General features: G+C 64.4%; 18 protein-coding genes. 6 read left to right on the top strand and 12 right to left on the bottom strand.

The window, feature by feature from the left end:
- Positions 1-44: 44 nt before the first annotated feature.
- From OKW29_RS37150 to OKW29_RS37135, 4 genes are all read right to left on the bottom strand, one after another.
- Positions 45-1,043: an NAD(P)H-dependent glycerol-3-phosphate dehydrogenase gene (locus OKW29_RS37150; protein WP_090802873.1), complete on the bottom strand. Its 999-nt coding sequence runs from the start codon at positions 1,041-1,043 to the stop codon at positions 45-47.
- A 22-nt stretch (positions 1,044-1,065) separates the two neighbouring features.
- Entirely contained in the window at positions 1,066-1,542 is a 477-nt protein-coding gene (gene secB / locus OKW29_RS37145; RefSeq protein ID WP_018419299.1) for a protein-export chaperone SecB, read from the bottom strand.
- 147 nt (positions 1,543-1,689) lie between these two features.
- Positions 1,690-1,950, bottom strand: a complete 261-nt coding sequence (grxC, locus tag OKW29_RS37140; RefSeq protein WP_090802871.1) for a glutaredoxin 3 — start codon at positions 1,948-1,950, stop codon at positions 1,690-1,692.
- On the bottom strand, positions 1,947-2,372 hold the full coding sequence (locus OKW29_RS37135) for a rhodanese-like domain-containing protein (RefSeq protein ID WP_013088271.1): 426 nt from the start codon (positions 2,370-2,372) through the stop codon (positions 1,947-1,949). The genes grxC and OKW29_RS37135 overlap by 4 nt, the downstream gene beginning before the upstream one ends.
- A gap of 137 nt (positions 2,373-2,509) precedes the next feature.
- Between OKW29_RS37135 and gpmA the strand changes: the two genes are divergently transcribed.
- The 3 genes from gpmA (at position 2,510) to OKW29_RS37120 (ending at position 6,182) form a co-directional block, all read left to right on the top strand.
- Positions 2,510-3,256, top strand: a complete 747-nt coding sequence (gene gpmA / locus OKW29_RS37130; protein WP_184066970.1) for a 2,3-diphosphoglycerate-dependent phosphoglycerate mutase — start codon at positions 2,510-2,512, stop codon at positions 3,254-3,256.
- Positions 3,257-3,610: 354 nt separating this feature from the next.
- Positions 3,611-5,188: a S41 family peptidase gene (locus tag OKW29_RS37125; RefSeq protein ID WP_187612635.1), complete on the top strand. Its 1,578-nt coding sequence runs from the start codon at positions 3,611-3,613 to the stop codon at positions 5,186-5,188.
- 235 nt (positions 5,189-5,423) lie between these two features.
- Complete coding sequence (locus OKW29_RS37120) at positions 5,424-6,182, top strand: HesA/MoeB/ThiF family protein (protein ID WP_184054036.1); 759 nt, start codon at positions 5,424-5,426, stop codon at positions 6,180-6,182.
- 100 nt (positions 6,183-6,282) lie between these two features.
- Here OKW29_RS37120 and ptsP read toward each other — a convergent pair whose 3' ends face one another.
- From ptsP to OKW29_RS37085, 7 genes are all read right to left on the bottom strand, one after another.
- The gene (ptsP, locus tag OKW29_RS37115) at positions 6,283-8,025 is read right to left on the bottom strand and encodes a phosphoenolpyruvate--protein phosphotransferase (protein ID WP_429294434.1); all 1,743 of its coding nucleotides are present in this window, start codon (positions 8,023-8,025) and stop codon (positions 6,283-6,285) included.
- Between the two features lie 370 nt (positions 8,026-8,395).
- Positions 8,396-8,665: an HPr family phosphocarrier protein gene (locus OKW29_RS37110; RefSeq protein WP_018419292.1), complete on the bottom strand. Its 270-nt coding sequence runs from the start codon at positions 8,663-8,665 to the stop codon at positions 8,396-8,398.
- A 124-nt stretch (positions 8,666-8,789) separates the two neighbouring features.
- Positions 8,790-9,317, bottom strand: a complete 528-nt coding sequence (locus OKW29_RS37105; protein ID WP_429294433.1) for a PTS sugar transporter subunit IIA — start codon at positions 9,315-9,317, stop codon at positions 8,790-8,792.
- A gap of 243 nt (positions 9,318-9,560) precedes the next feature.
- Positions 9,561-10,517, bottom strand: coding sequence for a glutathione synthase (gene gshB, locus OKW29_RS37100; protein WP_187619174.1), 957 nt, complete (start codon positions 10,515-10,517; stop codon positions 9,561-9,563).
- Between the two features lie 103 nt (positions 10,518-10,620).
- Entirely contained in the window at positions 10,621-11,910 is a 1,290-nt protein-coding gene (gene gshA / locus OKW29_RS37095) for a glutamate--cysteine ligase (protein WP_429294432.1), read from the bottom strand.
- A gap of 251 nt (positions 11,911-12,161) precedes the next feature.
- On the bottom strand, positions 12,162-13,670 hold the full coding sequence (locus OKW29_RS37090) for an ammonium transporter (RefSeq protein ID WP_429294431.1): 1,509 nt from the start codon (positions 13,668-13,670) through the stop codon (positions 12,162-12,164).
- 46 nt (positions 13,671-13,716) lie between these two features.
- Complete coding sequence (locus tag OKW29_RS37085) at positions 13,717-14,055, bottom strand: P-II family nitrogen regulator (protein WP_013088261.1); 339 nt, start codon at positions 14,053-14,055, stop codon at positions 13,717-13,719.
- Positions 14,056-14,444: 389 nt separating this feature from the next.
- Between OKW29_RS37085 and OKW29_RS37080 the strand changes: the two genes are divergently transcribed.
- Together OKW29_RS37080 and OKW29_RS37075 are read left to right on the top strand one after the other, a co-directional pair.
- Positions 14,445-14,699, top strand: coding sequence for an accessory factor UbiK family protein (locus OKW29_RS37080; RefSeq protein ID WP_429294430.1), 255 nt, complete (start codon positions 14,445-14,447; stop codon positions 14,697-14,699).
- 120 nt (positions 14,700-14,819) lie between these two features.
- Positions 14,820-16,430 carry a YifB family Mg chelatase-like AAA ATPase gene (locus tag OKW29_RS37075; RefSeq protein ID WP_429294429.1) on the top strand — a complete coding sequence of 537 codons (1,611 nt, stop codon included), beginning with the start codon at positions 14,820-14,822 and terminating at the stop codon, positions 16,428-16,430.
- Positions 16,431-16,762: 332 nt separating this feature from the next.
- On the opposite strand, the gene OKW29_RS37070 is transcribed toward OKW29_RS37075, so the two are convergent.
- Positions 16,763-17,446 carry a hypothetical protein gene (locus OKW29_RS37070; RefSeq protein WP_429294428.1) on the bottom strand — a complete coding sequence of 228 codons (684 nt, stop codon included), beginning with the start codon at positions 17,444-17,446 and terminating at the stop codon, positions 16,763-16,765.
- A 203-nt stretch (positions 17,447-17,649) separates the two neighbouring features.
- On the opposite strand from OKW29_RS37070, the gene OKW29_RS37065 reads away from it, so the two are divergent.
- Complete coding sequence (locus tag OKW29_RS37065; protein WP_184026536.1) at positions 17,650-18,186, top strand: TlpA disulfide reductase family protein; 537 nt, start codon at positions 17,650-17,652, stop codon at positions 18,184-18,186.
- Positions 18,187-18,190: the final 4 nt, after the last annotated feature.

The raw sequence follows: 18,190 nt of genomic DNA, 5'->3' as shown, positions 1-18,190 counted from the left end.
GCCGTTCAACGCGAATTTCCGCTAAACGGCTGACAGAAAAGGCTTCATTCCGCCTTCGAATCGCGCCGCAGGAGCGCGCTAACCGCATCGCGCGGCGCCACGCCGTCGAACAGCACCGCGCAGACCGCCTGCGTGATCGGCATCTCGATTGCATGAGCACGTGCGATCGAGAGTACCGCCCGCGCGCAGCGCACGCCTTCGGCCACGTGACCGAGACCGCCGAGGATGTCGTCGAGCGTGCGGCCCGTGGCGAGTTGCAGGCCCACGGTGCGGTTGCGCGACAGATCGCCGGTAGCAGTCAGAATCAGATCACCGAGGCCGGTCAACCCGGTAAAGGTTTCCGCGCGCCCACCGAGCGTCACGCCAAGGCGCGACATTTCGGCGAGGCCGCGGGTGATCAGCGCCGCGCGTGCATTGAGGCCGAGGCCGAGGCCATCGGCGATGCCCGTGGCGATGGCGAGCACGTTTTTCACCGCGCCGCCCACTTCGACGCCGACGACGTCGTCGCCGGTATAAATGCGCATCGCGCCGTGATGGAATGCCGCGACCGTGCGTTCGCGGCACGCCGCCGACGGGCTCGCGATCGTCAACGCAACCGGCAGCCCCTGCCCGACTTCGCGCGCGAAGCTCGGTCCGGACAACACGCCGTTGCTCGCATGCTCGGGTAATTCCGCCGCGACCGCCTGATGCGGCAACAACTGCGAATCCGCTTCGAACCCCTTGCACAGCCACACGATATGCGCGGGCACCTTGCCCGCATCGCGCATCGCGCGCAACAGGCCGCGCAGGCCAGCCACGGGCGTCGCGACCACGCACAGCGCATCATCGTCGAGCGCGTGATCGAGCGCCACTCCGAGATCCGCTTCAAAGCGAAGCGCGGGCGGCAACGCGACGCCCGCCAGATAGCGGGCGTTTTCATGCGAAGTGGAAAGCTCGGCGATGAGCGCGGACTCGCGCGCCCACAACACCGTGTGGTGCCTTAAGGCCAGATGGCCGGCGAGGGCGGTGCCCCAGGCGCCAGCGCCGAGAACGGCGACTTTCATAGCCGGCACTGCGCGCGGCGCCTTAATGCGTGACGCCTTTTTGCGCCGCGCCGTCCTGCTGGGCCGCGCTCATCTGGGCGAGACGCTGCTCGTACAGCGCCTGGAAGTTGATCTCGGCGAGGTGGATCGGCGGGAAGCCGGCGCGGGTGATCGCATCGGCGATGTTCGAGCGCAGGTACGGGAACAGGATGGTCGGGCAGGCAATGCCGACGAGCGGATCGATCTGCTCGGCAGGAATGTTGCGAATGTCAAAAATGCCGGCCTGTTTCGCTTCGATCAGGAACGCGACCTTGTCCGACACCTTGGCCGTGACCGTGCCCGTCACGAGAATTTCAAACACGGATTCGGCGAGGCGCTCGGCCTTCACGTCGACTTCGACTTCGACCGACGGCATTTCCTGCTCGAGGAAGATACCCGGCGAATTCGGCTGCTCGAGCGACATGTCCTTCAGATAGATGCGCTGGATGTTGAAGAACGGCTGGTTATTCTCGTCGGACATGATGGTGATTCCTGATAGGTGTGCGTGGCGGCGGCCGATGCACGCATGGGCCGCCAGATTATTGCGCCGGCTCGCCGGCTCCACGAGGAGCGCGTGCGCCGGCTTATCGAGTGGTCCGCCCGCTCGCGCGGCGCGAAACGCGCGAACTCAGGCTGCTTCGAGCAGCGGCGTCAGACCGCCCGCGCGATCGAGCGCGGAAAGGTCATCATAGCCGCCCACATGCGTCTCGCCGATGAACACCTGCGGCACCGTGCGACGACCGGTCCGGGTCATCATCTCCTCACGACGGCCCGGGTCCTTGTCGATCAGTACTTTCTCAACGTGCTCGACGCCGCGCGACTTTAAAAGACGTTCGGCCATCTGGCAATACGGGCACACCTGGGTGCTGTACATGATCACTTTGTTCACTTGGCTGCTCCTTGTTTCACAACCGGCATACCGGCTTTCTGCCAGGCATCGACGCCGCCCTCGAGAACATGGACTTCCGCGTATCCCGCTTCCTGCACGATACGCGCGGCCTTGTTCGACTGCTGGCCGGTCTGGCACACCAGCAGCACCGGGTTGCTCTTGTTCTTCGCGAGTTGCGTGACTTTCGCCTGCAACTCTGCGAATTCGAAATGCCGTGCCGAGGGCAGGTGCCCCTTGGCGTAATCGGCGGACGGCCGCAGATCGATGACCGCCGCGTTGCGCCGGTTGATCAGTTGCGTGGCTTCAGCGGCCGACAGGCCGCCACGTCCACGCCGACTGATGGTCGGCCACAGCAGCAACCCACCAGAGATAAGGACGATTGCGATCAGGACAAGGTTTGTGTATTCGGTGAAAAACTTCACGGAAGATCCGCCGGAAAGAGAGAAATCGAAAAGGTCAACCCGAGCATTATAAAATAACCGTTCGACGCGATGGCGATGCGCCGCCCGAGGCGCCGCACAGAGCGAGACCGCTTCCTCACTACCGACCGGCAACTCTCATGTACAAACTCGTTCTCATCCGCCACGGCGAATCGACTTGGAACAAGGAAAACCGCTTCACCGGCTGGGTCGACGTCGACCTCACCGAGCAGGGCAACCTCGAGGCGCAGCAGGCGGGCGGGCTGCTCAAGGAATCGGGCTATACGTTCGACATCGCCTACACGTCGGTGCTCAAGCGCGCGATCCGCACGCTGTGGCATGTGCAGGACCAGATGGATCTGATGTACCTGCCCGTCGTACATTCGTGGCGCCTGAACGAACGCCACTACGGCGCGCTGTCGGGTCTGAACAAGGCCGAAACCGCCGCGAAGTTCGGCGACGAGCAGGTGCTGGTCTGGCGCCGCAGCTACGACACGCCGCCGCCCGCGCTCGAGCCCACCGACGAGCGCGCGCCGTACACCGATCCGCGCTACGCCAAGGTGCCGCGCGAGCAACTGCCGCTGACCGAGTGCCTGAAAGACACGGTCGCGCGCGTGTTGCCGCTGTGGAACGAGTCGATTGCGCCGGCCATCAAGTCGGGGCGCAGCATCCTGATCGCCGCGCACGGCAACTCGATCCGCGCGCTGGTCAAGTATCTCGACAACATCTCGGACAGCGACATCGTCGGTCTCAACATCCCGAACGGCGTGCCGCTCGTCTATGAACTCGACGACAACCTGAAGCCGATCAAGCACTACTATCTCGGCGACCAGGACGCGATCGCCAAGGCGCAAGCCGCGGTCGCGAGCCAGGGCAAGGCGGGCTGATCCGGCATTTCCGGGCGCGGCCCACGCCACGAAAACGCGCGGGGCCGCACGCAGACAACCGGGCCGACAAGAAATTCTGTATTGCGCCCGGCGGTCAGATTCAGAGGCCCGCTGCAGGGTTCACCGTAGCGGCGACCGCATCCGCTGGCCTTGCGCGGCAACTCTCAGTTCCGACCCGCCGAGTGCCATGTCGTACGGCTCGTCATCCGCGGCTCGGGTCGCAAGAACCAGGACCTTCCCGTACTGTCGAAGCACGATTGCCTGCACCGCGCCCTGAGCAGGCGGGTGTGCAGTTATACTTGTCCGTCCAATCTTTATCGACGCTGCCACGCGCTTCCGACCGCAACAGACTCTATGCGAAAGAACCTGAAAAATATCGGCCTGATTGCCGCGGGCCTTGCTACCGGTGTCTTTGCCACCCTGCAATACTCCGCCTCGGCCCAGCAACCCGCTAGCGCCGCGGTCGCCCCGCTGCCGCTAGACCAGCTCAGGCTTTTCGCCGAAGTGTTCGGGCAGATCAAGCACGAATACGTCGAACCGGTCGACGACAAGAAGCTGCTCACCGCCGCGATCAAGGGCATGGTGTCCAGCCTCGACCCGCACTCGTCGTACCTCGACAAGACCGACTACGAAGAGCTGCAGGAGCAGACCAAGGGCCGCTTCGCGGGCCTCGGCATCGAAATTTCGTCGGAAGACGGCCTGATCAAGGTGATTTCGCCAATCGAAGACACGCCCGCGTTCCGCGCCGGCATCCGTCCGGGCGACCTGATCACACGCATCAACGACAAGCCCGTGCGCGGCATGACGCTCGACCAGGCGGTCAAGCAGATGCGCGGCGATCCGGGCACCAAGGTCACGCTGACCATCTTCCGCAAGACCGACGACCGCACGTTCCCGCTCACCGTCACGCGCGCGATCATCAAGGTGCAGTCGGTGAAGGGCAAGATCGTCGCGCCGGGCTTCGCGTACGTGCGCATCACGAGCTTCCAGGAACGCACCACGCCCGACCTCGCGGCCAAGCTGCAGGATCTCGCGCGCCAGGAGCCGAACCTGAAGGGCCTCATCCTCGACCTGCGCAACAACGGCGGTGGTCTGCTGCAAAGCGCGGTCGGCGTCGCGGGTGCGTTCCTGCCGCCGAATTCGGTGGTGGTGTCGACCAACGGCCAGATTCCGGATTCGAAGCAGATCTATCGCGACACCTACGATAACTACCGTCTGCAATCGTTCGACAGCGATCCGCTCAAGGACGTCCCGGCCATCTTCAAGACCGTGCCCATGATCGTGCTGACCAACGCGTACTCGGCGTCGGCGTCGGAAATCGTCGCGGGCGCGCTGCAGGATCAGCACCGCGCGCTGATTCTCGGCAAGACCACGTTCGGCAAGGGGTCGGTACAAACCGTGCGCCCCTTGACGGCCGACACCGCACTGCGCCTCACCACCGCGTATTACTACACGCCGAGCGGCCGTTCGATCCAGAACAAGGGCATCCGCCCCGACATTCCGGTCGATCAGTACGCGGACGGCGATCCGGACGACGCGCTCGTGACCCGCGAAGTCGACTACTCGAATCACCTCGCGAACACGCAGGACCCGAACGAGAAGAAGGAAGCGGAGCAGCGCGAGCAGGAGCGCATGGAGCAACTGCGTCAGCTCGAAGAGCAGAACGACAAGAAGACGCCGGAACAGCGCCAGAAGGAGCGCGAACGCAAGCCGGTCGAGTTCGGTTCGGCTGACGACTTCATGCTGCAACAGGCAGTCGACAAACTCGAAGGCAAGCCGGTTCAGGAATCGAAGTCGTTGATGGAACGCCGTCTCGCGCAGAACAAGCCGGGCACGTCGGCCTCCGCGCCGGTCGCGGTGAAGCCGACGCAACCGGTACCGGGCGCATCGGGACCGGCGCCGGCTTCGGCACCGGCTCCCGCTGGCAAGTAAGCTGACCAACAGGCAGCGAACCCCGCGCGTGTCTTCGCAGCACGATAGTCTGCGAAGACACGCCGCAACAGTTTCAGCAAAAGCCGCCGTCTAACCGGTGGCGCATCACGGCAAGCCGCAACCGCCACCCTCCCCGCGCGATTAAAATAACAGCCACGAATGCGCGCCGCGGCCCCTCGGCCTGCCTCTCCTTGCGCGACACAGCGACATAGCGACACACCCCACGCGCCCCGCCATGAATGACGATCAACTCCTTCGCTACTCCCGCCACATCCTCGTCGATGAAATCGGCATCGAGGCGCAGCAGCGTTTTATCGACGCCCACGCGATCATCGTCGGCGCGGGCGGGCTCGGTTCGCCAGCCGCGCTGTATCTCGCGGCGGCGGGCGTCGGCCGTCTGACGCTCGTCGATGCCGATACCGTCGACCTGACTAATCTACAACGACAGATCCTGCACGTGAGCGCGTCGGTTGGACGTAGGAAGGTCGAGTCCGGGCGCGACATGCTCGCGCGGATCAATCCCGAGGTCGTCGTCAACGCGGTGGCCGAGCGCGTCGACGATGCGTGGCTCGACCGCGAGGTGCCGCACGCGAGTGTCGTGCTCGATTGCACCGACAACTTCGCGACGCGTCACGCGATCAACCGCGCGTGCGTCAAGCATCGCGTGCCGCTCGTGTCGGGCGCGGCGCTGCGCTTCGACGGCCAGATCAGCACTTTCGATTTCCGCGATGAAGCGTCGCCGTGCTACGCGTGCGTGTTTCCCGAAGACCAGCCCTTCGAAGAAGTCGCATGCTCGACGATGGGCGTGTTCGCGCCGACGGTCGGCATCATCGGTTCGATGCAGGCTGCCGAAGCGCTGAAGGTGATCGGCGCAATCGGCACGCCGCTCGTGGGCCGCCTGACGATGCTCGATTCGCTGCGGATGGAATGGAACACGATGCGCATCGGACGTCAGCCGGATTGTCCGGTGTGCGGCCACGCGCACGGGTCTTGAGGCGGTTCTGCACTGCCCGTTCGCGTGACGCCGAAATAGCAGAACGCCGCACATGTGCGGCGTTTTTTCGTTCAACGAGGCACGACGATGCGCGTCAGATTCAAACCAGCGCGACCCGCTTGAGCGCCGCCTGCACCTCCTCCGGCTCGAACGAAGCCAGCACGTCGGCAACGGGCTTTTCGAGCGTCTTCAGATGCGAGCGCAGCACCTCCTGCTTGACCTCGAGGAGTTGGCTCGGATGCATCGAAAACTCGGTCAGACCCATGCCGAGCAGCAGACGCGTCAACGCCGGATCGCCCGCCATCTCACCGCACACCGACACGGGCACGCCCGCGCGCTTCGCCTCGCGCAGCGTGAACGCGATCAGATGCAGCACGGCCGGATGCAGCGGGTCGTACAGATGCGCGACCGCGTTGTCCGCGCGATCGATCGCCAGCGTGTACTGAATCAGATCGTTGGTGCCGATCGACAGGAAATCGAGCCGCTTCAGAAACAGCGGCAACGCGATCGCGGCGGCCGGGATCTCGATCATCGCGCCCACCTGCACGTTCGGATCGTAAGCGATACCCGCGTCGTCGAGTTGACGCTTCGCTTCGCGGATCAGATCGAGCGTCTGGTCGATTTCCTGCGCGTGCGCGAGCATCGGGATCAGGATCTTCACCCTGCCGAACGCCGACGCGCGCAGGATCGCGCGCAACTGCGTGAGGAACATCTGCGGCTCGGACAGGCTCCAGCGAATCGCGCGCAAACCGAGCGCCGGATTCGCGGCGGTCTCGTAGCCGTCGCCGCCCATCGAATCGAGCGGCTTGTCGGCGCCGACGTCGATCGTGCGGATCGTGACCGGCAAGCCGTTCATCAGTTCGACCGCGCGACGATACGCGCTGAACTGCGCCTCCTCTTCGGGCATCCGGTGCTTGTGATTCATGAACAGAAACTCGGTGCGGAACAGACCCACGCCGGTCGCGCCCGATTCGACCGCCGCGCGCGCGTCGTCCGGCAACTCGATGTTCGCGCACAGTTCGATGCGCGTGCCGCACAGCGTTTGCGTCGGCGAGAACTTGAGCCGTTGCAGCTTGCGCTGCTCGAGCTCCTTCTCGCTTTGCCGGTACGAGTATTCCTCGAGCACGATCGGCGCGGGATCGACGATCACGATGCCGTGGTCGCCATCGACGATGATCAGATCGTCCTGGCGGATCAGCGCGCTCGCATGCTGCACGCCGACCGCGGCCGGAATGCCGAGGCTGCGCGCGACGATCGCGGTGTGCGACGTGCGCCCGCCCAGATCGGTGACGAAGCCCTGGAACGTCTGCGTCTTGAACTGCATCATGTCGGCCGGCGCGATGTCGTGCGCGACCACGATCATCTCGTCGCACGCGCCATGCACGTTGCCGACGATGCCCGGCGCGCCCGCGAGCGCCTTCAGCACGCGCTCGACGACCTGCTCGATATCGGCCTTGCGCTCGCGCAGGTATTCGTCTTCGATAGCGTCGAAATGGCGCGACAGTCTTTCGAGCTGTTCGGTCAGCGCCCATTCCACGTTGTAGCGGCGCGTGCGGATCAGGTCGATGGTTTCCTGAACGAGCATGACGTCATTCAGGATCATCGTGTGAACGTCGATGAACGCGCCCATTTCGCTCGGGGCATCCGCGGCAAGATCGGCGCGCAATACGTTGAGTTCTTCATGCACGCGTTGCTGAGCCGCGCGAAAACGCCCCACCTCCCCTTCGATCTGGGGCGGTTCGATCAGATAGTGGTCTACGTCGAGTGCTGCCGGGGCGATCAGATAGGCCCGCCCGATAGCGATACCGCGTGACACGGGAATTCCATGCAGCGTGAATGACACGCGCACCTCCTCTAGTTGTGTAATGCCGCGGCAAACCGCTGCAATGCTCTCAGACTGTACTGGGCATTATAAATTCCGCGCCTTTTTGAAGTGTGTCAGCGATGTGTGCAGCGCAGCACGGATTATCGCAATGAGGTGCCCTCGTACCCGGCGAAGCTTCGCTTTATACACGTCGCGCAAAACATATGGTTTAAACATTGAAAACGCATGTCGCCTTACGCACTCTTCCCGATGGCTTTCGCGCCGCTTCTAGATCCCTTTAATCTCGATTAACAGCGCGCCTCTTCTGATATTCAGACGTCGGCGGCGAAAAAAAACCGCGGACTGAGCCGCGGCATTTTCGGGTTTGTCGAACGCAAAGCGCGCGCCTTTATTGACCTTCGCCAAATTTATCGGCGATCAGTTTCAAGAGCGCGTCCATCGCGTCCTGTTCGTCGGTGCCTTCCGTTTCGATCAGCACGGTACTGCCGATGCCCGCGGCCAGCATCATCACGCCCATGATGCTCTTCGCGTTGATACGACGGCCATTGCGGCTCATCCAGATTTCCGCCTGGTAGTTGCCCGCGAGTTGCGTCAACTTGGCCGACGCGCGCGCGTGCAGCCCCAGCTTGTTCACAATTGTCGTTTCCTGTTGCAGCATGTGATGGTCCGAAGCGCGGGTGAATGAAATGGTGAAAAGTGTTACTGCAAAGCGGCTTCAATGCGATCGGCACCGTTGCGAAACCGCTTGAATCCGTCGAAGCTTGCCTGCTAACCAGCCCGGCTTAAAGGCCGGGCGCGTCCGTCTTTTGCGTCAGATCGGCATCGGCCGGCAAAGCGGGAACACAGTCGGCGGCCGCCGCGTCAGGCGGCAGCGCCGGCAGGCACTCGGCAGCGCTCGCTGGCGGCGTGACCGCTGTCGGCATCGCCGGTCCGATCGCGTGCACGCCCTTGGTCGCGCCGGCGAGCGCCTTGTCGACGAGCGTGTCGAGCGGCGTCGCGCGATAGCAGACCGCGCGCACCAGCATCGGCAGATTGACGCCGCACAGCACACGCACGTCCGGCACGGTGGCGAGCCGGCCCGCAATGTTGGCCGGCGTCGCGCCGAACATGTCGGTCAGCACGAGCGCGCCGTTCTCTTCCTTCAGCCGCACGACTTCCGAATTCGCGAACGCGACGACCTGCGCAGGATCGCAATCCGGCGACACGTCGATCACGCCGATACGCGCCGGCAAACCGCCATAGATGTGGGAAATGCAATCGCGCAACGCGGTGGCGAATGGAGCGTGCGCAATGATCAGAATGCCTGCCATGTCAGCCTTACTGCAAAAGAACGGCCCCAAACCGTGGAGCGGGACTCGAGCCCGGTTCGCCATCGCCCCGGACCGGCCGTGGGTCGCGAGGGCGGGAATGCATCGTCGGGCGAGCGGGCATTGTAGCAGCCTCATTTTCGCGCCAATCCCGACGCCACGCCTGATGCGGATTTACTACACAGATTGGGGGTGCAGCCGGGCAATCAAGGCCACTGCGTCGGCGCGCCACGCGAGCGCCACGCGTCAGCCGACCGCGCGCTCCAGCGCGTCGACGAACATCGCGGCGACGTCGAAGCCGGTCTGGTCCATGATCTCGCGGAAACACGTCGGGCTCGTGACGTTGACTTCGGTGAGCCAGTCGCCGATCGCATCGAGTCCGACCAGCAGCAGGCCGCGCGCCGCCAGCACCGGCGCGAGCGTATCGGCGATCTTGCGATCCTGCTCGCTGAGCGGCCGCGCGACGCCCAGTCCGCCGGCCGCCAGATTGCCGCGCACCTCATTACCCTGAGGAATGCGAGCGAGCGAGTAAGGCACCGCCTCGCCGCCGATCAGCAGGATGCGCTTGTCACCTTCCTTGATCTCGGGGATGAATTTCTGCGCCATCACCGAGCGCGCGCCGTCGTGGCTCAGCATTTCGACGATCGAGCCGAGGTTCATGCCGTCCGCCTTCACGCGGAATACGCCCATGCCGCCCATGCCGTCGAGCGGCTTCAGGATCACGTCGCCGTGCTGTTCGTGGAACGCGCGCAGACGCGCCGGGTCGCGAGTGACCAGCGTCGGCGCGACGAACTGCGCGAACTCGCCGATTGCGAGCTTCTCCGAATGATCGCGGATCGCCTGCGGTTTGTTGAAGATGCGCGCGCCGCCACGCTCGGCCAGTTCGAGCAGCCAGGTCGACGTCACGTATTCCATGTCGAACGGCGGGTCCTTGCGCATCACGACCGCGCCGAAGCTCGCGAGCGCGCGCGGCGTGGCGGCATCGGCGGCAAACCAGACATCACGATGCAGATCCGTGGTATCGCCGACGATCGCAATGCGCTGCACGTTCGCCTCGACATCGCCGCCCGTCCACGCCAGATGCTTCGGCTCGCAGGTGTACACCGTGTGACCGCGCCGCGCCGCTTCGGCCATCATCGCGTAGGTCGTGTCTTTGTAGATCTTGAAATGGCTGAGCGGATCGGCGATGAAAAGAATGTCCATGAAAGTCCCGGTGCGCCCTGAGGGGCGTGACATTGTTCGTCAATATAGTCTTTGAAGACGGCGATGGCGGCACGCATGCCGCCATCCTGCCGCGCGAGGCGGCTTAGACCTGGATCGCTTCAGGATCGGTCTTTTCGAGTTCGACCGCTGCGGCCAGCAACCCGAGCCGCGCCACGACGCCATACATATAGAAGCGGTTCGGCGGCGCCGCGCCGGGCTTCGCGTGCGCATCGGGCAGCGCCGTGTGTTCAAAGCCGAGAGGCACGAAGTGCATGCCCGGCGCGTTCAGGTTCTGGTCGCGCTCGCGGCTGCCGTGCACGCGATAGAAGCCGCCCACCACATAGCGGTCGATCATGTAGACGACCGGCTCGGCGACTTCCTCGCCGATGCGCTCGAACGTGTAGACGCCTTCCTGCACGATCACGTCGTGCACTTCGAGGCCGTCTTTGGTCGCGGCCATGCGCGTGCGTTCGCGCTTCGTCAGCGCGGCGACTTCCGACGCGTCGTGCACGGTCATCACGCCCATGCCGTAGGTGCCCGCATCGGACTTGATCACGACATACGGTTTTTCGGAGATGCCGTACTCGCGATACTTGCGCGCGATCTTCTTCAGCACGCCGTCGATCGCATCGGCAAGGGCTTCCTCGCCGGTGCGCTGCTGGAAGTCGACGCCCTCGACGTGCGCGAAATACGGATTGATCATCCACGGATCGATCTCGACCATCTTCGCGAACTTCTTCGCGACGTCGTCATAGCACGAGAAATGCGTCGACTTGCGACGCACCGCCCAGCCCGCATGCAGCGGCGGCAGCAGGTACTGCTCGTGCAGGTTTTCGAGCACGGGCGGAATACCGCCGGACAGATCGTTGTTCAGCAGGATCGAGCACGGGTCGAAGTTCTTCAGACCAAGGCGCCGCTGCGAGCGCTCGAGCGGTTCGAGCACCAGCTTCTGGCCGTCCGACAGCGCAATCGTGACCGGGCCGTTGATGGTTTCGTCGAGCGTGCCGAAGCGTACGTTCAGACCCGCCTGGCGCATGATCGACGCAAGCCGGGCGACGTTTTCGAGGTAGAACGCGTTGCGGGTGTGACGCTCGGGAATGACAAGCAGATTCTTCGCGTCCGGGCAGATCTTTTCGATCGAGGCCATCGCGGCCTGCACCGCGAGCGGCAGCACTTCCTGCGGCAGATTGTTGAACGCGCCGGGAAACAGATTGGTGTCGACCGGCGCGAGCTTGAAGCCCGCGTTACGCAGATCGACGGAACAGTAGAACGGTGGCGTGTGCTCCTGCCATTCGAGCCGGAACCAGCGTTCGATAGCGGGCGTGGCGTCGAGGATCTTCCGCTCGAGGTCGAGCAGCGGGCCGTTTAACGCCGTAACTAGGTGCGGAACCATTGATCACTCGCAGACTGGAGAAAAAAGATTGTAGAGCAAATGCTTTGTCCATTTGGGGACGGTTTCTCCATTCGCAAGCAGACTCGAATGCATTCTCCCTATCTCGATGATAGGCGCGGAAAATCGCCGTTCGCAACCCGATCAGCAAGAAAAAAGCCCGCCATGAAGGCGGGCGAAATTGCTGCGCTTGCTTAACCATTTTTCTTACTGACGGGCCCGCGAGCGCGGGCCGAACCGGGACAGGTTCTCCGTTATTCGACTTTCTCGCCGTGCAGGCTCACGTCGAGGCCTTCGCGCTCCTGCTCTTCGGTCACGCGGATGCCCATCACCAGGTCGATGATCTTCAGCAGCACGAAGCTCACCACGCCGCTGTAGATCAGCGTCGTCAGCACGCCCTTCGCCTGCAGGATCACGCTGCCGTCCGAGCCGCTGATGTCCTTGACCGCGAACACGCCGGTCAGCAGCGCACCGATGATCCCGCCGATGCAGTGCACGCCGAACGCGTCGAGCGAATCGTCGTACCCGAACTTGTGCTTGAGCCACGTGGCCGCCCAGAAGCAGACCACACCCGCGACGATACCGATCACGAGCGCGCCGACCGTGCCGACGAAGCCCGACGCCGGCGTAATCGCCACCAGACCCGCGACCGCGCCCGACACGATACCGAGCACCGACGGCTTGCCCTTGGCTGCCCATTCGGCGAACATCCACGCGAGCGCCGCCGCGGCGGTCGCCACCTGCGTCGCGAACATCGCGAAGCCGGCGCGGCCATCCGCTGCCACGGCCGAACCCGCGTTGAAGCCGAACCAGCCGACCCACAGCATCGCGCCACCGATCAGCGTGAGCGTCAGGTTGTGCGGCGCCATCGCTTCCTTGCCATAGCCGACGCGCTTGCCGAGCACCAGACAGCAGACCAGACCCGCGATACCGGCGTTGATGTGCACCACCGTGCCGCCCGCGAAGTCGAGGATGCCCGCGCTAGCCAGCCAGCCGCTCGGCTCCCATACCATGTGTGCGATCGGCGAGTAGACGATGATCGACCACAGCGTCATGAACACCAGCATCGCCGAGAACTTCATGCGGTCCGCGAACGCACCGGTGATCAGCGCCGGCGTGATGATCGCGAAGGTCATCTGATAGACGAAGTAGACCGTCTCGGGGATCGTCGGCGCGAGGTGGCTGACGGTCAGCGTCGTGGCCTTGTCGCCCTTGATGTAGTTCATGCCCGTCATGAACACGCGCGAGAAGCCGCCGATGAACGAGCTGCCCGGCGTGAACGCGAGGCTGTAGCCCACCACGGTCCAGACGATCGTCACGACACAGGTGATCGCGAAGCTTTGCATCAGCGTCGCGAGCACGTTCTTCTTGCGGACCATGCCGCCGTAGAACAGCGCGAGACCCGGGATCGTCATGAACAGCACCAGCGCGGTGGAGGTCAGCATCCACGCGGTGTCGCCGGAGTTGATCTTCGATGAATCGACCGAGAACGGCGCGGTCGGGGTGGCCGGCGCGGCCGCGGCGGCGGCCGATGCATCGGCGGCGGCCGGTGCGCTTGCGGCCGGCGCGGCGGACGCATCGGCGGCGGGAGCCGAGGCCGCCGGGGCAGCGGCTGCGGCGGAGGCGTCCGGTGCGGGCGCGCTCGCCGTCGTATCGGGAGCGGAGGCGGCTGCGGGAGCGGACGCATCGTCCGCGAGGGCGGTGCCGACACCGCCCGCGAGCAGCGAGCCGGCCATCAACAGGGACATCATTAGTTTGCGCATCTTGGTTTTCCTCTTGTCGCTATCCGTGTCGCTATGTTCTGGTCTTTTACAGTGCGTCCGCGCCGGTCTCGCCGGTGCGGATCCGAACCACCTGCTCGATCGGCGTGACGAAGATCTTGCCGTCGCCGATCTTGCCGGTACGCGCGGCGCGCTCGAGCGCCTCGATCGCCTGATCGACGATGTCGTCCGATACCGCCGCTTCGATCTTCACCTTCGGCAGAAAGTCGACGACGTATTCGGCGCCCCGATACAGCTCGGTGTGGCCCTTCTGCCGTCCGAAGCCTTTGACTTCAGTCACCGTGATGCCCGACACGCCGATCGCCGACAGGGCTTCGCGCGCTTCATCCAGCTTGAACGGCTTGATGATTGCGGTAATGAGTTTCATGAAATCCTCGCTAGTTATTGCTGATCCGTTGGGCCCCCGTGGCGTACCCGTGACGGCGGTCTCCTGCGCTACCGGGAAAAGCGCCTGGCAGTGCGCGCGCGGGGCAGTAACAGCAACTCCTATGCCAAGTTGTGTCGGCGCGCGCCTCGCGCGCGTGGCGCAGCGCGCCCGAGCGGCCTTGTCCGAACGGCCAGCGGCGCGGCGGGCGGTGGCGCGGCGGGGGGATCGTTGCTAGAGTGTTCGAACGTTCTGAACGCGAGGGCGCGCACCAAACACGCTCACGCGGCCGCGGCAACCAATACGTCGCGCGCACCAGGATCGCCCGTTCGCCGTAACGGGGCACGGGCGCAATGAAACATGCACATTTTTTGTGCACCAAGGGGAACACGATGAAACAACCGAACGACGTTTTTAACGACTTCCAGGCTCGCGTCAGTGATCTGTTCAAGAATTCGCCGGCCAAGGATGTCGAACGCAACGTCAAGGCAATGCTGTCGCAGGGCTTCTCGAAGCTCGATCTGGTCACGCGCGAGGAATTCGATACGCAGACCCAGGTGCTCGTGCGTACGCGCGCGCGCCTCGAAGAACTCGAACGCCGCGTCGCCGGGCTCGAACAGAAATTGCCGCTCACGCAGACGCCGTAAGCGCTGCTCGCAGCCTTCGCGCTGCGCAGTGCCGCACATCACAGGCAAGCGAGCCGTGACGTCATCAGCGTTTTAGGGGATTTGCGCGCGATGTGAGCGCGCCGTCCGACGGGAGAGAATATGTCGCTTGCCGTGGTGCGCAGCCGCGCGCCGGCCGCTGGCCGTGCGCCCGAAGTGACCGTCGAGGTTCACCTTGCCAATGGACTGCCGTCCTTTTCGATCGTCGGCCTGCCCGACCTGGAAGTGCGCGAGAGCCGTGAACGCGTGCGCGCGGCGCTCCAGAACTGCGGTTTCGATTTTCCAGTCCGCCGCATCACCGTCAACCTCGCGCCGGCCGATCTACCGAAAGAATCCGGTCGTTTCGATCTGCCGATCGCGCTCGGCATCCTCGCCGCAAGCGGGCAGATTCCCGCCGCATCGCTGCTCCATCGCGAGTTTGCCGGCGAGCTGTCGCTGACCGGCGCGCTGCGGCCGATGCGCGGCGCGTTCGCGATGGCCTGCGGCACCGCGCGCGGCGCGCTGGCGAACGCCGGCGACGCTGACGCTTCATCTGAAGCGCGTTCTGCGTTGCCCGCCCTCCTCGATCAACTAGCCGCACCGGCCTTCCATACCCCACAGCTTTACCTGCCGGCCGCGAGCGCGGCGGAAGCGGCGCTCGTGCCCGGCGTCGACGTGTTCGGCGCCGCCGATCTGCCGTCGCTATGCGCGCATCTCGCAGGCTCGCCGGACGCGCGTCTTAGTCCTGTCGCCGCGCCCGAGCTCAACGAGCACGCCGCTGCCCCGGCGCCGGACATGGCCGACGTGATTGGCCAGCGCGCCGCTCGGCGCGCCCTCGAAGTCGCGGCGGCCGGCGGCCATCACGTGCTGCTGATCGGACCGCCCGGCGCCGGCAAGTCGATGCTCGCGGCACGCCTGCCCAGTTTGCTGCCGCCCATGACCGACAACGAAGCGCTCGCCTCCGCCGCGCTACTGTCCGCGAGCCGCATCGGCTTCAAGCCGTCGCAGTGGCGCCAGCGGCCGTTTCGCGCGCCGCACCATTCGTCGAGCGCGGCCGCGCTGGTCGGCGGGCGCAATCCGCCGCAGCCTGGCGAGATCACGCTCGCGCATCTGGGCGTGCTCTTTCTGGACGAGCTTCCCGAATTCGATCGCGTGGTACTCGAAACGCTGCGCGAGCCGCTCGAAGCTGGCCGCATCACGATCTCGCGCGCCGCCTGGCAAGCGGATTTCCCCGCCGCCTGCCAACTGATCGCCGCAATGAACCCGTGCCCGTGCGGCTGGCGCGGCGATCCGGGCGGGCGCTGCCGCTGTACGCCTGAAGTTGCGGCGCGCTATTTGCGGAAATTGTCGGGACCGCTGCTCGACCGCATCGACATCCAGCTCGAAATTCCAGCACTGACCGCCACCGAACTCGCGGCACGCGCCGCCACCACCGGCGAAGCAAGCGTGGCGATCGCACAGCGCGTGAGCGCTGCGCGCGAGCGGCAACTGGCCCGGCAAGGCAAAACCAACCGCGAGCTGGACGGACGCGAAGTCGACGATGTATGCCGCCCGGACGCAGCGGGCGAGGCGCTGCTGCGCGAAGCCGGCGAGCGCTTTGGCTGGTCGGCGCGGGCGTACTACCGGGTGTTGAAGGTCGCGCGCACCGTCGCGGACCTGGCTGGCACGGCGATGCCGAGCGCCGCGCAGGTCGCCGAGGCAATCCAATACCGCCGCGCTTTTGGCTCGTTATGAGGAGAAAAAACGACTGTCAAGACTTGACTTATTCACACACGCGCGATCCTGTTAGATTTTGATACAACTCAAAAGCGCGCAGACGAGCATCTCGCCAAGCAATTGATTTCATTGTATTTTTCTAAATTCCCTACGCCTGTGGATTTTGCCGGAAGGCCCGCCTGATGGGCTTTTGCGGCCATTGAGGCCGACTTCTCAACAGAGTTATCCACAGGCTGTGCGCGCAACTCAAAAATCTCAACGTAAACCGGCAATTAGCGTACAAACCTGCGAAGGAACTTTCACTGCGTTCGGCACTCTGAGGTGCGCCCGACCGGCCAAAAATACCGCATTTAGTACAGCTGGAACGACGAAAAAAACTGGTCGACCTGGTCTTGCGGCAACGGTTGATCGGCGATGATCGCCGCCTGGTACACGTGCCGGCCGCGCGCGACGAGCCGCGCATACACCGTGCGCGTCTCGTGTTTGGCGCCCGCCGCGCCGCTCACCGTCATTTCCAGCCCCGGTATCTTGCCGCCCGCCGCCAGCGGGATTTGCGCTGGGTGAGCATCGGGCGTCGCGCCGACATTGCGCGCCAGTCCCGCGCGCAGGAAATCGAGCGCGGCACGCTGGGTCGCGTCGCTGTCGTCGGGCAGCATCACGGTGCCGACCGCAAAGACCGCATTGCCCGCTTCGGCGGTCTGCATTGCCATCTGCATCGGTGTGCCGCCGATCTGCACCGCGCGCTGATCGTTGCCCGGCTTGGCTGGGAAGTCGACCGTGTAGCCCTTGTCGTTGTTCGTCACGGTGCGCCAGTCGAAGGTCGGTGAGCAGGCGCTGAGCGCGACGCCGAGCGCCAACGCGGCCGTCGCCGCGCCGATCACGGTTCGAGCGTGACCGGATCGCGTGAATGCGCGGAGAAATAGGCCCGCCGGTTGGAAGACGCCCGCACGGCGGGCGGACAATCGGCTGATCAACGGAAAACGGCAAGAAACGCGGGCAACTAAAGAGCAGACGCGAAGAACGGTTCGGAGCATGGGACGGAAGAGCGGGCTTCTCGGAGCGTAAAGCGCCATTATCCGCTGATCGACTGCCGGGCCGACGCGGAGCGCAGCCGTCCCGCCATTTCGGCGCAGCCGAACCCATTGGAGCTAGAATAGAAAAGTTGTTCAGTACCGGCCCGCGGGCCACCACACCGCCCCATTGTTCCGCGCCGCGCGCGACTCACGAGGTTCCGTCCATGAGTTCCAATTCACCGACCGCCGTCCGGCGCACGAACCCGCTTCGCTATCTGATTGCGGTGGCCGTGGCCATTGCGCTCGCCGTCGCCGGTTACTTCGCGTTTGCCGGCCAGCAGCGCGTACCCGATGCGACCTTCACGCTGCTATCGGGACAGAAGCTCACGACTGCGGACCTCAAAGGCAAGGTTTATCTGGTCAACTTCTGGGCAACGAGTTGCGACACCTGCATGAAGGAAATGCCGCAGATGGTCGAGACCTATAACCGCTTCAAGGGCCAGGGCCTCGAATTCGTCGCGGTGGCAATGAACTACGACGCGCCGATGTACGTGACCAATTACACGCAAACGCGTCAGCTGCCGTTCAAGGTCGCGATGGACGACGGCTCGGCCGCCAAGCGGTTCGGCAACGTGCAGCTCACGCCGACCACCTTCGTCGTCGATAAAGACGGCAAGATCCTGAAGCGCTATGTCGGCGAGCCGCAGTTCGCGGAACTCGACCAGTTGCTCGCGAAAGCGCTGAAGGCTGGCGCGGCTTAAGCCG

The sequence above is a fragment of the Paraburkholderia sp. CI3 genome, from assembly GCF_050436505.1.
In the GTDB taxonomy this organism is placed as follows: domain Bacteria; phylum Pseudomonadota; class Gammaproteobacteria; order Burkholderiales; family Burkholderiaceae; genus Paraburkholderia; species Paraburkholderia tuberum.
Note: the sequence above shows the minus strand (reverse complement) of the source record. Positions and strands in the feature narration are given on the sequence as shown.

Excerpts from the sequence above, each read along its gene's own strand:
- OKW29_RS37150 (WP_090802873.1), bottom strand. The coding sequence starts at position 1,043 with ATGAAAGTCGCCGTTCTCGGCGCTGGCGCCTGGGGCACCGCCCTCGCC.
- secB (WP_018419299.1), bottom strand. The coding sequence starts at position 1,542 with ATGTCCGACGAGAATAACCAGCCGTTCTTCAACATCCAGCGCATCTAT.
- gpmA (WP_184066970.1), top strand. The coding sequence starts at position 2,510 with ATGTACAAACTCGTTCTCATCCGCCACGGCGAATCGACTTGGAACAAG.
- OKW29_RS37125 (WP_187612635.1), top strand. The coding sequence starts at position 3,611 with ATGCGAAAGAACCTGAAAAATATCGGCCTGATTGCCGCGGGCCTTGCT.
- OKW29_RS37120 (WP_184054036.1), top strand. The coding sequence starts at position 5,424 with ATGAATGACGATCAACTCCTTCGCTACTCCCGCCACATCCTCGTCGAT.
- OKW29_RS37110 (WP_018419292.1), bottom strand. The coding sequence starts at position 8,665 with ATGCTGCAACAGGAAACGACAATTGTGAACAAGCTGGGGCTGCACGCG.
- OKW29_RS37105 (WP_429294433.1), bottom strand. The coding sequence starts at position 9,317 with ATGGCAGGCATTCTGATCATTGCGCACGCTCCATTCGCCACCGCGTTG.
- gshB (WP_187619174.1), bottom strand. The coding sequence starts at position 10,517 with ATGGACATTCTTTTCATCGCCGATCCGCTCAGCCATTTCAAGATCTAC.
- gshA (WP_429294432.1), bottom strand. The coding sequence starts at position 11,910 with ATGGTTCCGCACCTAGTTACGGCGTTAAACGGCCCGCTGCTCGACCTC.
- OKW29_RS37090 (WP_429294431.1), bottom strand. The coding sequence starts at position 13,670 with ATGCGCAAACTAATGATGTCCCTGTTGATGGCCGGCTCGCTGCTCGCG.
- OKW29_RS37085 (WP_013088261.1), bottom strand. The coding sequence starts at position 14,055 with ATGAAACTCATTACCGCAATCATCAAGCCGTTCAAGCTGGATGAAGCG.
- OKW29_RS37080 (WP_429294430.1), top strand. The coding sequence starts at position 14,445 with ATGAAACAACCGAACGACGTTTTTAACGACTTCCAGGCTCGCGTCAGT.
- OKW29_RS37075 (WP_429294429.1), top strand. The coding sequence starts at position 14,820 with ATGTCGCTTGCCGTGGTGCGCAGCCGCGCGCCGGCCGCTGGCCGTGCG.
- OKW29_RS37070 (WP_429294428.1), bottom strand. The coding sequence starts at position 17,446 with ATGCTCCGAACCGTTCTTCGCGTCTGCTCTTTAGTTGCCCGCGTTTCT.
- OKW29_RS37065 (WP_184026536.1), top strand. The coding sequence starts at position 17,650 with ATGAGTTCCAATTCACCGACCGCCGTCCGGCGCACGAACCCGCTTCGC.